This is a genomic window from Cypionkella sp. PAMC25878, assembly GCF_058135695.1.
The window spans coordinates 169671-182207 of the sequence record NZ_CM176871.1; the positions used below are offsets into that span (position 1 = coordinate 169671).

14 protein-coding genes are annotated in these 12537 nt (G+C 61.5%); 11 read left to right on the forward strand and 3 right to left on the reverse strand.

Annotated features, from left to right (window positions below):
* Nucleotides 1–53 precede the first annotated feature (53 nt).
* The 3 genes from rlmN (at nt 54) to ACS5RD_RS00865 (ending at nt 3172) form a co-directional block, all read left to right on the forward strand.
* Entirely contained in the window at nt 54–1235 is a 1182-nt protein-coding gene (gene rlmN, locus ACS5RD_RS00855) for a dual-specificity RNA methyltransferase RlmN (protein WP_489929585.1), read from the forward strand.
* Nucleotides 1236–1455: 220 nt separating this feature from the next.
* Complete coding sequence (locus ACS5RD_RS00860; protein WP_489929586.1) at nt 1456–2499, forward strand: fatty acid desaturase; 1044 nt, start codon at nt 1456–1458, stop codon at nt 2497–2499.
* A gap of 4 nt (nt 2500–2503) precedes the next feature.
* Nucleotides 2504–3172 (forward strand): dienelactone hydrolase family protein, encoded by a 669-nt coding sequence (locus ACS5RD_RS00865; RefSeq protein WP_489929587.1) that lies wholly within the window; start codon nt 2504–2506, stop codon nt 3170–3172.
* 1 nt (nt 3173) lies between these two features.
* Here ACS5RD_RS00865 and ACS5RD_RS00870 read toward each other — a convergent pair whose 3' ends face one another.
* The gene (locus ACS5RD_RS00870; RefSeq protein WP_489929588.1) at nt 3174–4481 is read right to left on the reverse strand and encodes an MFS transporter; all 1308 of its coding nucleotides are present in this window, start codon (nt 4479–4481) and stop codon (nt 3174–3176) included.
* Nucleotides 4482–4611: 130 nt separating this feature from the next.
* Between ACS5RD_RS00870 and ACS5RD_RS00875 the strand changes: the two genes are divergently transcribed.
* The 3 genes from ACS5RD_RS00875 to cysN all read left to right on the forward strand — a co-directional run bounded on the left by ACS5RD_RS00875 (nt 4612) and on the right by cysN (nt 8309).
* On the forward strand, nt 4612–5025 hold the full coding sequence (locus ACS5RD_RS00875) for a MarR family winged helix-turn-helix transcriptional regulator (protein WP_489929589.1): 414 nt from the start codon (nt 4612–4614) through the stop codon (nt 5023–5025).
* A gap of 434 nt (nt 5026–5459) precedes the next feature.
* Nucleotides 5460–6395, forward strand: a complete 936-nt coding sequence (gene cysD / locus ACS5RD_RS00880; protein ID WP_489929590.1) for a sulfate adenylyltransferase subunit CysD — start codon at nt 5460–5462, stop codon at nt 6393–6395.
* Nucleotides 6396–8309, forward strand: coding sequence for a sulfate adenylyltransferase subunit CysN (gene cysN, locus ACS5RD_RS00885; protein ID WP_489929591.1), 1914 nt, complete (start codon nt 6396–6398; stop codon nt 8307–8309). It begins immediately after the preceding gene.
* Here the strand turns inward: cysN and ACS5RD_RS00890 are convergent.
* Nucleotides 8242–9390, reverse strand: coding sequence for an iron chelate uptake ABC transporter family permease subunit (locus ACS5RD_RS00890; protein WP_489929592.1), 1149 nt, complete (start codon nt 9388–9390; stop codon nt 8242–8244). The two genes, cysN and ACS5RD_RS00890, sit on opposite strands and share 68 nt — an antisense overlap.
* Complete coding sequence (locus ACS5RD_RS00895) at nt 9354–9836, reverse strand: iron chelate uptake ABC transporter family permease subunit (RefSeq protein WP_489929593.1); 483 nt, start codon at nt 9834–9836, stop codon at nt 9354–9356. Before ACS5RD_RS00895 ends, ACS5RD_RS00890 begins: the two co-directional genes overlap by 37 nt.
* On the opposite strand from ACS5RD_RS00895, the gene ACS5RD_RS00900 reads away from it, so the two are divergent.
* The 5 genes from ACS5RD_RS00900 (at nt 9826) to sigJ (ending at nt 12399) form a co-directional block, all read left to right on the forward strand.
* Nucleotides 9826–10023 carry a hypothetical protein gene (locus ACS5RD_RS00900; protein ID WP_489929594.1) on the forward strand — a complete coding sequence of 66 codons (198 nt, stop codon included), beginning with the start codon at nt 9826–9828 and terminating at the stop codon, nt 10021–10023. The genes ACS5RD_RS00895 and ACS5RD_RS00900 overlap by 11 nt on opposite strands.
* 57 nt (nt 10024–10080) lie before the next feature.
* Nucleotides 10081–10224 carry a hypothetical protein gene (locus ACS5RD_RS00905; protein WP_156317721.1) on the forward strand — a complete coding sequence of 48 codons (144 nt, stop codon included), beginning with the start codon at nt 10081–10083 and terminating at the stop codon, nt 10222–10224.
* 263 nt (nt 10225–10487) lie between these two features.
* Nucleotides 10488–10925 (forward strand): energy transducer TonB family protein, encoded by a 438-nt coding sequence (locus ACS5RD_RS00910; protein ID WP_489929595.1) that lies wholly within the window; start codon nt 10488–10490, stop codon nt 10923–10925.
* A gap of 201 nt (nt 10926–11126) precedes the next feature.
* Nucleotides 11127–11540 (forward strand): carboxymuconolactone decarboxylase family protein, encoded by a 414-nt coding sequence (locus ACS5RD_RS00915; RefSeq protein ID WP_489929596.1) that lies wholly within the window; start codon nt 11127–11129, stop codon nt 11538–11540.
* Entirely contained in the window at nt 11470–12399 is a 930-nt protein-coding gene (gene sigJ / locus ACS5RD_RS00920) for an RNA polymerase sigma factor SigJ (protein WP_489929597.1), read from the forward strand. Before ACS5RD_RS00915 ends, sigJ begins: the two co-directional genes overlap by 71 nt.
* Nucleotides 12400–12537 lie beyond the last annotated feature (138 nt).

Consider the following 12537-nt stretch of genomic DNA (forward strand, 5'->3'; position numbering starts at 1 on the left):
GTTTTGCCAGCGAATCCCCTATATCGGTCGCTTCAAAGCCCAAGGACTCTGCCATGACGACCGCCCCGATCACCCAAGATGTGCTGACGATTCCGCGCAAAACACCCGAGGGCGGCAAGCCCAATCTGGTGGGCATGACCCGCGATCAGATGCGCGCGGCACTGATTGCGGCGGGCACGCCCGAGAAGACCGCGAAGATGCGGTTGGGGCAGGTTTGGCAGTGGATCTACTTTTGGGGCGTGCGCGACTTTGACCGCATGACCAATCTGGCGAAAGACTATCGCGCGCTTTTGGCCGAGAATTTTGTGGTCGAGGTGCCAGAGGTCGTCACCAAGCAGGTCTCCACCGATGGCACCCGCAAATATCTGGTGCGCATCGCCGGCGGGCATGAGGTCGAGGTGGTCTATATCCCCGAAACCGATCGCGGCACTTTGTGCATCTCCAGCCAAGTCGGCTGCACCCTGACCTGCACCTTCTGCCACACCGGCACGCAAAAGCTGGTGCGCAACCTGACGGCGGCGGAGATTGTAGGGCAAGTGATGCTGGCGCGGGATGATCTTGGCGAATGGCCCAATCCGGGGGATCGCAATGTTGAGACGCGGCTGATCAGCAATATCGTGCTTATGGGCATGGGCGAGCCGTTGTATAACTTTGAGAACGTCCGCGATGGCATGAAAGTGGTGATGGACGGCGAAGGCATCGCCTTGGGCCGTCGCCGCATCACGCTTTCCACCAGTGGCGTGGTGCCGGAAATCGCCCGCACCGCCAATGAGATCGGCTGTCTGCTGGCCGTGAGCTTCCACGCGACCACCGATGAGGTGCGCGACGTGCTGGTGCCGATCAACAAGAAATGGAACATCGCGACGCTGCTGGATGCGCTGCGCGACTATCCGAACCTGACCAATTCCGAGCGGATCACCTTTGAATATGTCATGCTCGACCATGTGAATGACAGCAAAGAAGACGCCTATCGTTTGATCGAACTGCTGCGCGGCATCCCGGCCAAGGTCAACCTGATCCCGTTCAACGAGTGGCCCGGCGCGCCCTATAAACGCTCGTCCGGCAACCGGATTCATGCCTTTGCCGATATTTTGCACAACGCTGGTTTCTCCACGCCGATCCGCACCCCGCGCGGCGAGGATATCATGGCGGCCTGTGGGCAGCTGAAATCGGCCACCGAAAAGCAGCGTAAATCGGCGCTGAAGGCCGCGCCGAAAGCAACGGCGGCTGAGTGAAATCGTCGCAGCCCGCCAAATTCCGCCGATTGTGTCAACACAATGGAACCTTGCCACAAGTTAACGCTTCACAGCAGGCCGCGCTGGCGTCATGATGCGACATCCGTTAACGAAACAGCAACGACGGTCTGGCATCATCGCCGGACCCAATCAACACAAGGCGCTTTTCAGGCGCTGCGGCCTTCCGGTGGCGAACCGGGCGAGCGTTGGGGCGCTTTTGATGACAGAGACTGATCTGGCCGAACAGGCCCCGGTGTCGCACCGCTCGGCTAAAGAGTGGGTGCTGGTTTTGGCGAAATATCGCGAGCCTTCCACCTTCCGTTCGGTGTTTGAGCTGGCGGCGACGCTGGTGCCGTTCGTGATGCTGTGGGGGCTGGCTTGGGTGTCACTCGAGATCAGCTATTGGCTCGCCTTCGCGATTGCCCTGCTGAACGGGGTATTTCTGGTGCGGATCTTCGTGATCCAGCATGACTGCGGCCATGCCTCATATTTCGCCAGCCGCACCGCGCAAGATTGGGTCGGGCGGTGTTTGGGCGTGCTGACGCTGACGCCCTATGATGTCTGGCGGCGCACCCATTCGATCCACCACTCGCATCACGGCAACCTTGATCAGCGCGGCATTGGCGATGTGCTGACCCTTACGGTGGAAGAATACCGCGCCCGCAGCCCGATGGGGCGGTTTTTGTACCGGATGTACCGCAACCCGTTGGTTTTGTTCGTGTTGGGGCCAAGCTATCTGTTCATCCTGCAAAACCGTTTGCCGTTTGGGCTGATGAACAAAGGCTGGCGTTATTGGACCTCGGCGATGGGCACTAATGCTGTGATCGCCATCGGCGTCGGGCTGATGATCTGGCTGGGCGGTTGGATGCCGTTGCTGCTGATCTATCTGCCGACCTCGGTGATTGCGGCGACGATTGGGGTCTGGCTGTTCTATGTGCAGCACCAGTTTGAAGAAACCCATTGGTCGAAAACCGAAGACTGGCAGCTGCATGAGGCCGCGTTGGAAGGCTCATCGCATTACGTTCTGCCACAGCCGTTGCGCTGGTTCACCGCCAATATCGGCATCCATCATGTGCATCACCTCTACAGCCGCATCCCGTTCTACCGCCTGCCTGAGGTGTTGCGCGACAATACCGATCTCGCCCAAGCCCAGCGTTTGACGATTTGGGAAAGTTTCCAGTCCGTGAAGTTGCATTTGTGGGATGAAAAACTACAAAAGCTTATGTCGTTCCGAGAGGCGAAACGACTGTACGGAAGGGCCTGAACCTATGGGTGAAGATATTCGACTGACGGCTTCGGATGGTTTTGTCTGTGACGCCTATGTGGCGCGCCCTGTGGGTGTGCCGAAGGGCGGCATCGTGGTGGTGCAAGAGATTTTCGGCGTCAACGCCCATATCCGCAGCTTGGCGGATCGCTATGCAGCCGAGGGCTATTTGGCCGTTGCGCCTGCACTGTTTGACCGCGCCGAGCCGGGTTTTCAATCGGGTTATCAGCCCGAGGATATGCCGCGCGCCTATGCGATGATCGGCAAGGTGGCCAGTGGACCCGCGCTGTTGGACATTGCCGCTGCGGTGGAATTTGCGGCTGACGCGGGCAAAGTGGGCGTGGTCGGCTTCTGCTGGGGCGGCACTTTAGCGTGGTCGGCGGCGGCAGAACTGCCGGGGCTATCAGCGGCGGTCGGCTATTATGGCGGCGGCGTGTTGGGGCTGACCGATCTGCAACCGAACTGCCCCACAATCCTGCACTTTGGCGCGAAAGACGGGCATATTCCGGTCGACAAGGTGCGCGAATTTGCAGCGTCCCGCTCCGATGTTCCGGTCTACATCTACGACGCCGACCACGGCTTTAACTGCGACGCCCGCGCCTCGTATGACGCGGAGTCCGCGAAGCTGGCGCAACAGCGGACCTCCGCGCATTTCGCGAAACATCTGGCATAACTTAAGTGGCGGGGCCGGGCTTGGCGGCCCGCCCCACGACCACCCCCGGCCTTTGCAGCGACAGCACCGCCAGTGCTGCGATCACGCACATCATCCCTGCCACTTGCAGCGCGGGCATATAGGTCAGCAGATCGTCACGGATCGCGCCTGCGCCGTAAGCCGCTGTCGCCGCGCCGATTTGATGACCCGCGAATATCCAACCAAATGCGAGGTTGGCTTTTTCGCGGCCAAAGCGCTCGGCGGTCAGTTTGACCGTGGGCGGCACGGTGGCGACCCAGTCCATGCCGTAGAACACAGCGAAAATTGAAATCGCATAGATGCCAAAGCCGCTGAGCGACAGGAACACCAAGGACAGCCCGCGCAGCGCGTAGAACCAGAACAACAGCCAGCGGTTGTCATAGCGGTCAGACAGCCAGCCCGAACTAATTGTGCCGACCAAGTCGAACACCCCGATCAGCGCCAGTAAGCCAGCGGCAGCGACGGGAAGGATGCCAAAATCGCCGCAGATCGAGACCCAATGGGTCTGGATCAACCCGTTGGTGGACAGGCCGCAGACAAAGAACGTGCCGAACAGCACCCAGAAGGTGGCGCTGCGTGACATCTCGGCCAGCACCCACAGCGGTGTGGTCAGCAGTGACAGAAGGCGACGGTCGGGCTTGGCGGGGCGGCTGATCTCGGTGTCGCCATAGGCAGGTAGGCCCAGATCAGACGGGTGATCGCGCAGCAGCAGGGCGACCATGCCAAAGGCCAGCGCCAGCACCCCCAGAATGACCGACATCGCCATCCGCCAGCCATAGGCCTCCGTTACCAGTGCGAACATCGGCAGGAACACCAACTGCCCGGTGGCATTGCTGGCGGTCATCATTCCCATCACCAATCCACGCCGCGTGCTGAACCAGCGCGTTGCCACCGTCGCCCCCAGCACCAACGCGGTCATCCCCGTGCCGGTGCCAATGATCACGCCCCAGAGCAGCACCAACTGCCACTGGCTGGTCATAAAAAACGAACCCGCGATCCCGGTGACAATCAGCCCCAAAGCCAAAGCCACGATACTGCGCAGCCCAAAGCTGTTCATCATCGCCGCCGCAAACGGCCCGAGCAGGCCAAACAGCATCATCCGCACCGCGAGGGCGGAAGAAATCTCGGCCTTGGTCCAGCCGAACTCGGTTTGCAGTGGGCCAATCAACACGCCCGCCGAGCCCATCGCCCCCGCTGTTGCCAGCATGGTTAGAAAGGTGACGCCAGCCACCACCCAAGCATAATGCACCCCCTTTGCCGCCAGCCGATCCGCCAAATTCTGCGCGAACATTTCATATCCTTCGTCGATCAAAGCTAGGTTGCGGGTATATGCCCTCTTAATGCGGGCATATACCCGTTGTCAACGGATGTTTGATTTGCTATCTGAAGTGGCACCGCCTTACATCTGACTGGAGCCTCCGATGACCACTGCCGCGCTCGCTTCGGTTTGCTACTGCGCCGCCCTGCGCAAAGCCACACGGCGGGTGACCGCGATCTATGACAGGGCACTGGACAAGCATGGCATCAGCTTGGCGCAATACTCGCTGCTGCGCACGATCCGGCGGCGCGGGCCGATTTCGCTGACCGAGTTGGCGGCGGTGATGGAACTCGACCGCTCAACCATTGGCCGCAATGTGCGGGTGGTGGAAAAGGCTGGCTGGGTGCGGCCTGCCGACAGCCTTGATCAGCGCGAAGCGGCGATCGCGTTGACCGAAAACGGCGCAGAGCTGCTGCTGCGGGCTTATGCAGACTGGGCCGCCACGCAAGACGCGATTGCCGCAAAGCTGGGCGCGGGCGGGGCCGAGGCGCTGCTGGAGGTGCTGGCAGGGCTGTAATCGGCGGCGCTGTGCCACAGCGAAACCTCAAGTTTCCTTGCAGGGTCAAAGATATCTTGACGCCCCGCGCAGGGCCGATAGATACCACGGCGACGAAGCTTGGCCCTTGGGGCCGGGTTTTTTTTGCGCATTCCCGACCAGCCCGGCGAGGACGATGAGTTTTGGTGACGGCAGATGAGTAGGCCTGCGTGTCCCCCGCACAAGTTTGCGGGCCTTTCTGCGCGGCCCATCGCAGAAAAGAAGGGAATTCCAGCTTTCGCCGCATTGCTGGAACCAAATCAAGCCGTTCGCCAGCGCTTTGCACCCCTACGCGCCCGCCCAAGCGCAATCTGGGCCAACATTCTTGGATATTTTGACCGTTTGGCACTGCCCCCGCTGGTACGCGCGGGCGAAAATTGCCACATAGCACCAGCCCATCTTGAAGGAAGCCGACAATGACCACCAGCACCCCCGCCGCAAAGGGCCTGAGCGCCAGCACGCTGACGCATTTGCAGCGGCTTGAGGCCGAAAGCATCCACATCATGCGCGAAGTGGTGGCCAATGCCGAAAACCCGGTGATGCTGTATTCGGTCGGCAAAGACTCGGCCACCATGCTGCATCTGGCGAAGAAGGCGTTCTACCCTGCCCCGCCGCCGTTTCCGTTGCTGCATGTTGATACGACGTGGAAATTCCGCGCGATGTACGATCTGCGCGAGCGCGCCGCCAAAGATGCCGGGATGGATTTGATCGTCTATCACAACCCCGAAGCGGTGGAAAAAGGCATCAACCCGTTCGATCATGGTTCCTTGCACACCGATATGTGGAAGACCGAAGGCCTAAAACAGGCACTGACCAAGTATAACTTCGACGTCGCCTTCGGCGGCGCGCGCCGGGATGAGGAAAAGTCGCGGGCGAAAGAACGCGTGTTCTCGTTCCGCTCGGCCAACCATCGCTGGGACCCGAAGAACCAGCGGCCCGAATTGTGGAAGCTCTATAACACCCGCAAATCCAAGGGCGAAAGCATCCGAGCTTTCCCGATTTCGAACTGGACCGAGCTGGATATCTGGCAATATATCCATCTTGAAGGCATCGAAATTGTGCCGCTGTATTTCAGCGAAAAGCGCCCGGTGGTGGAGCGTAACGGCCTGCTGATCATGGTCGATGATGAGCGGATGCCACTAGCCCCCGGTGAAGTGCCGGAACTGAAATCGGTGCGGTTCCGCACTTTGGGCTGCTACCCACTGACGGGTGCCGTGGAATCTGAGGCGAAAACGCTGCCGGAAGTCATTCAGGAAATGCTGCTGACCACCACATCCGAGCGTCAGGGGCGTGCGATTGACCACGATCAATCCGCCTCGATGGAGAAGAAAAAACAAGAGGGGTATTTCTAAATGACCGCTGCTATTGACCCCATCTACGTCACCGACACGCTGATCGCCGAGGACATCGACGCTTACCTGTTGAAGCATCAGCACAAAACCATGCTGCGGTTTATCACCTGCGGCTCGGTCGATGATGGCAAATCAACGCTGATTGGGCGGCTGCTGTACGACAGCAAGATGATCTTTGAAGACCAGCTTGCGACGCTGGAGCGCGACAGCAAAGCCTCTGGCACCCAAGGGCAGGACATCGACTTTGCCTTGCTGGTGGATGGCTTGGCTGCCGAGCGCGAGCAGGGCATCACCATCGACGTGGCCTACCGTTTCTTCGCCACCGACAAGCGCAAATTCATCGTCGCCGACACCCCCGGACATGAGCAATACACCCGCAACATGGTGACGGGGGCTTCGACCGCCGACCTTGCGGTGATCCTGATTGATGCGCGGCAAGGTGTTTTGACCCAGACGCGGCGGCATTCCTATCTGGTGAAACTGCTCGGCATCAAGAACGTCGTGCTGGCCGTCAACAAAATGGATCTGGTCGGCTATAGTCAGGAACGTTTCTACGAGATCGTCAAGGATTACAGCCACTTCGCCAAGCAGATCGGGATGGAGGCTTTCCTGCCGATCCCGATTTCCGGGTTGAAGGGCGAGAACATGATCACCAAATCCACGCAAATGCCGTGGTACACTGGCCCGACGCTGATGGAGCATCTGGAAACCGCCCCCGTCAATGATGCGCGGATGCTGGATGTGCCGTTCCGTATGCCGGTGCAATGGGTCAACCGCCCCAACCTCGATTTCCGCGGCTTCGCGGGCCAAATCGGCGCGGGCGTGGTCAAGCCCGGCGATGCGATCCGGGTGCTGCCTTCGGGTAAGACCACCACGGTCAAATCCATCGTCACCTATGATGGCGAATTGGATCAGGCGATTGCCGGCCAATCGGTGACGCTGACTTTCAACGATGAGGTCGACTGCTCGCGCGGTGATGTGATCGTCAAGGCGGATGAGCCGTGTGAAGTGGCGGATCAGTTTGAGGCCACACTCGTCTGGATGGACGAACACGAAATGCTGCCGGGGCGGCCGTATCTGCTGAAGATCGGCACCCAAACCGTGACCGCCACGGTGACAGAGCCGAAATATGAGGTCAATATCAATACGTTGGAGCATTTGGCATCCCGCACCTTGGGACTGAATGCGATTGGTGTCTGCAACCTGTCGATTGACCGCGCGATCCCGTTTGAGGCCTATGCTGTTAACCCCGACTTGGGCGGTTTCATCCTGATCGACCGGATGACCAATGCCACCGTCGCCGCCGGGATGATCCATTTCGCTTTGCGCCGCAGCCAGAACATCCATTGGCAAGCCGTGGATGTGGATCGTGACGCCCATGCCGCACTGAAGAATCAAAAGCCCGCTGTGGTCTGGTTCACCGGGCTTTCGGGGTCTGGCAAATCGACCATCGCCAATCTGGTCGAGAAAAAGCTGCACGCCATGGGCAAGCACACCTTCCTGCTCGATGGTGACAACGTCCGCCACGGGCTGAACCGCGATCTGGGCTTCACCGATGCCGACCGGGTGGAAAATATCCGCCGGGTCGGCGAAGTGGCCAAGCTGATGACCGATGCGGGTCTGATCGTGCTGACCGCCTTCATCTCGCCGTTCCGGTCCGAACGTCGCATGGTGCGCGATCTGATGGCGGGCGGCGAGTTCATCGAGGTCTATGTCGATACCCCCTTGGCCGTGGCCGAAAGCCGCGATGTGAAGGGGCTGTATAAGAAAGCCCGCTCGGGTCAGTTGAAGAACTTCACCGGCATCGACAGCCCTTATGAGGCCCCGGAAGCTGCCGAAATCGTGGTCAACACGACTGATCTGACCGCAGAAGAAGCCGCCAGCCGCATCGTGGATGCGATCCTCGCGCGCTGATCTCTGAAAACAAATTGCAGAGGCCGGGGTCACTCCCGGCCTTTTGCTTTGCCCTCAGGCCAGCATCCATCTGCGTGCGAGCAGCAGCAGGAAATAACTGCCGCCCAAGATCGCTGCCACCGATCCGGCAGGCAGTTGCGTCGGATACAGCACAATCCGCCCCCGCGAATAGGGCCACGATCAGTTGATCCTGCATCCGCCGCGCCCCCAGCAGCACCGCCAGATGCGGGCTGATGAGGCCGATAAAGCTGACCGGCCCCATGAAGGCCGTCACCGCCGCCGTCAGCCCCGCCGCCAGAACCATCAACCCCCGCCGTGCCGGGGCCAAAGCCAGCCCGCGCCCCATCGCAATGCCGTCGCCCGCGCCGAGCAAGGTCAACGGGCGCAGGGCCAGCGCGGCAAAGATCAGCCCCACCACCGCGCAGCCCGTCAGCCCCAACGCAGCCTCTGCATCAATCCGATAGGTCGATCCACTCATCCAGCCCATGATCGCAAAGGTCTCGGCGGTGCCGCCCGCCATCGACAGCGGCACCAGCGCATCGAGGCTCGCGCCCAGCGCAATGCCGATCAGTGCCAGCGCTGCCGGGGCATGAGAATGTCTGCGCCCGAACCACAACAAAAGCGGCAGCGCCGCCCCACAGCCTGCCAGTGCTACAGGCAGCCGTGCTGCAGGGATCGAACCACCCGTCAGCAACGCCACGCCCACTAAGACCGCCACCGCCCCCGCCCCCGCCGACATGCCCAAGAAATCCGGTCTGGCCAGCGGGTTACGGATCAGACGCTGCAAAATACACCCCGCCAAAGCCATGCTCACCCCGGCACTCGCCGAAGCCGAAACCCGCGGCCAGCGCAGCGACAGGATCAGCGGATCAATCGACAAAGCCCAGCCGCTTTGCATCCGCCCGACGCACAACGCGGCAACCACCAGCGCGGCAAACCCCAGCCCCAGCAAAACCGCCCGTGCCCCACTCACCCGCGCAGCCCCCGCTGGCAAAGCATGCACCGCGTGATCTTCCGCCCCCAGCTTGCGCCGCAGCAGCCAGATCAGCGCCACCGCCCCGGTAAAAGCCGCCGTCGCCACGTCGGCACGATGTTTGGCACCAAGCCCTGCAACGCCAAAGCCAACACATCCGCCGCAATCAGGCAGACCGCCCCCAAACTCGCCGAGACCCGCAACTCGGCCCCCGCCCGCCGCGCGCCCAGCAGACGCGCCATGTTCGGGGCGACCAGCCCAATGAAGCCGATCATCCCCACCGCTGTCACCGAAACCGCCGCCAGATGCAGCGCCGCAAGGGCAGCCGCCAAGGCCACCGGCCACAGCACCATGCCGCGCCCGCCTGCCGCCTGCGCGCCCAAACGCAGCAGGCTCAAGGGCCGCACCAGCAACACCGCAATCACCGCGCCGGGCACCAAACGCGGCAATAGCCACAGCGCAGGTCCCCAACTGGTCTGCGTCAGATCGCCCGCGCCCCAGAGGAACAGATGCTCGGTATAAGGGTTCGCCAGCAGCTTCCCGGTGGCTGCCATCGAGCCAAACAGCAGGTTCCGCCACCCCCGCCAACGGCGCTTGCATCCCCACCAGCGCGCGGATGAGGCCGTGCCCTATGGCAAGCTGATGGCGGTGACGAACCTATTGCGCGCGGCGGGCTATTTGCGTGTGGCTTTGGTCGGCATTGAAGGCGCAGCGTCAGACCCCAATCCTGCCGAACCATGACAACCCACCCCCGGCCCCTCTGTCGATTGGCTGACCGCGCGCGGCGGGCCTCACCCTGTGGCTTATGCCGCGAAATGGGCGGCGGCGGCGACTTCCGTAGCAGGCACAGTGGCGGCGCTGGTGCTGTGGCTTGACCGAGGCCTTGGCAGCGCAAACCCCCGCGACAATGCCGTGCTGATCGACATGGACCCGCTGCCCTAAGCCCCCCCGGCCATCGCCACGCTGGAACCCGCGCCGAAAGAGCCGATGTCCGCGCTGCCCGACACGCTGCACCCCGTGGCGCAGGATGAACCGCTGCCTGATCTTCCCGATGCCGTGACTACCGCCGAGCCGCAGCGCGCCGACCTGCCCCCCGATGCCGAAGCCCCGCCGGAACAGCTGAAGTCCCAACCTGTGCCGGAAAAGAGCTCGCCCGCCAGAAACCCAAAGTCGAAAAACCCTCCGCCAAAGCCCCGCAGCAACCCATGGCCGAGCAGAAGGCCGCCACGGCCAGCTCAAAAGGCCAAGTCAAATCCCTGACATCGCAATGGGGCGGGCAAATTCGCAAACGGGTTGAATACCGCAAGACCGATCCCCGCTCTGCCGCCGGGGCGGAGGGCAGCGTCAGCCTGCGCCTGACCGTCACGCGCGGCGGCGCGCTTGCGGGTCTGTCGGTGGCCCGGTCCTCCGGCAATGCCACGTTAGACGCCGCAGCGGTGCAAGCGGTTAGCCGCGCGGGCAGCTTCCCACCCGCCCCGAAAGGGCTGACCGACGCGCAATATTCCTTCACGCTGGCCGTCAGTTTCAAGAACTCGCCCCGCCGCAGCTTTCTCAGATTTTCAAATAAATCTGGTGCCAATGTCACAACCGGGCGGCCTACCGCGTCATATCCCGGTAAGATCAAAACAAAGGAAAGATCATGACAATCGTGGTTCTTGGCGGCACCGGGCTGATCGGCTTAAACACCGCAACAGGCTTCAAGGCGCTGCGCCCGCGCGCCCGATTTCGGCGGCATGTTGGATGACACATCAGCGATCACCGGCCCACATCGCCCCGACCACCTTTGACACTCACCGCGCGCGCTGCATTCAAGAACCTGATGTAATCTATATATCGAACCTGAATTGACCCCCCGCATGACCGACAATTTCAAACCCGCCCACCCCGGCGTCAAAGCGATGTTGGCGCTGGAAGCTGCGATCAAAGCCAGCGGTTTGAAGGCCAAGCTGCTGCATCTGGTGAAAATGCGTGCCTCGCAGATCAACCACTGCGCCTTCTGTCTGCATCTGCTGCCCGCTTGGCGCGAGGCCCCGCTCTATTCCGCCCGCGAACGTGCCGCTTTGGCTTGGACCGAGGCGCTGACCTACCTTGCCCAAACCGGGGCGCCGGATGAGGACTACGCTCTGATTGAAGCCAATTTTGACGAGGTCGAACGGTTGAACCTGACCCTCGCTATCGGCGCGATCAATGTGTGGAACAGTATTCAAGGCGGCTTTCTCGCCAGCCCGGCGCTTGGCGCGCACCCCGATACAGCCTGAGGCAACCAGCCTCTTTGAGACGCAGCGGCCCCGGCTGCTGGGATCGCGCACCGAGGCGGAAGACATCGTGCAAGACGCCTATCTGCGTTGGCACAAACTCGACCCGTCCCAGATCGACAGCCCCGCTGCTTACCTCGCCCGCATCGTCACCCGGTTGTGCCTTGATGCGATCAAATCCGCCCGCCACCGCCGCGAGGCTTGTGTCGGCAGTTGGTTGCCAGAGCCACTGACCGAACCCGAAGACGATGCTCTGCGCGCCAACAATCTGACTCTGACCCTGATCCTGGCATTGGAACGGCTGTCTCCGTTGGAGCGCGCCGCTTTCCTTTTGTGCGATGTGTTTGAAACTCCCATCGCCGAGATCGCCCACACCCTCAACCGCGACCCCGAGGCGGTGCGGCAACTCGCCTCGCGCGCCCGCCGCCATGTGCAAACCGAGCACCTGCGTTACCGCGTTGACCGTGAAGAAGGCGAAAACATCACCCATGCTTTCTTCCAAGCCACCCGCAACGGAGATATCGCCGCGCTACAAACCCTTTTAGCGCAAGGCGTGACAATGCACCCGGATGGCGGCGGCAAAGTCTCGACGTTCACGAAAGTCATCATCGGGCTGGCCAAGCTGCTCCGGCTGTTTGCCAGCCTGACCCGCAAGTATGGCCCAAACGAGCAGATGATCCGCCTGATGTGGAACGACGGCTTGCCCGGCTATGTCAGCGTTTACAACGGTGTGCTGCAAACCACCACGTTTGAGATCGACAACGGCCAGATCACCGCGATTTACCGCATCCGCAACCCCGACAAACTGGCGCGCCTGCCGCTGTCGGACTGGTCCAGCGCGGATACGACACGTCCGCAATAAGGGCAGCTTTGCGCAAAGCCCGATTCATTTTGAAGCAATCGCGACGGAAACCTTTCCGCGCCGCGTAAAAGGTTTATCTTCGGCGCAACTCTGCGTCTGCTTGCGGCCCCCATCAGTCCCGCGCCCAATCAGTTTCAC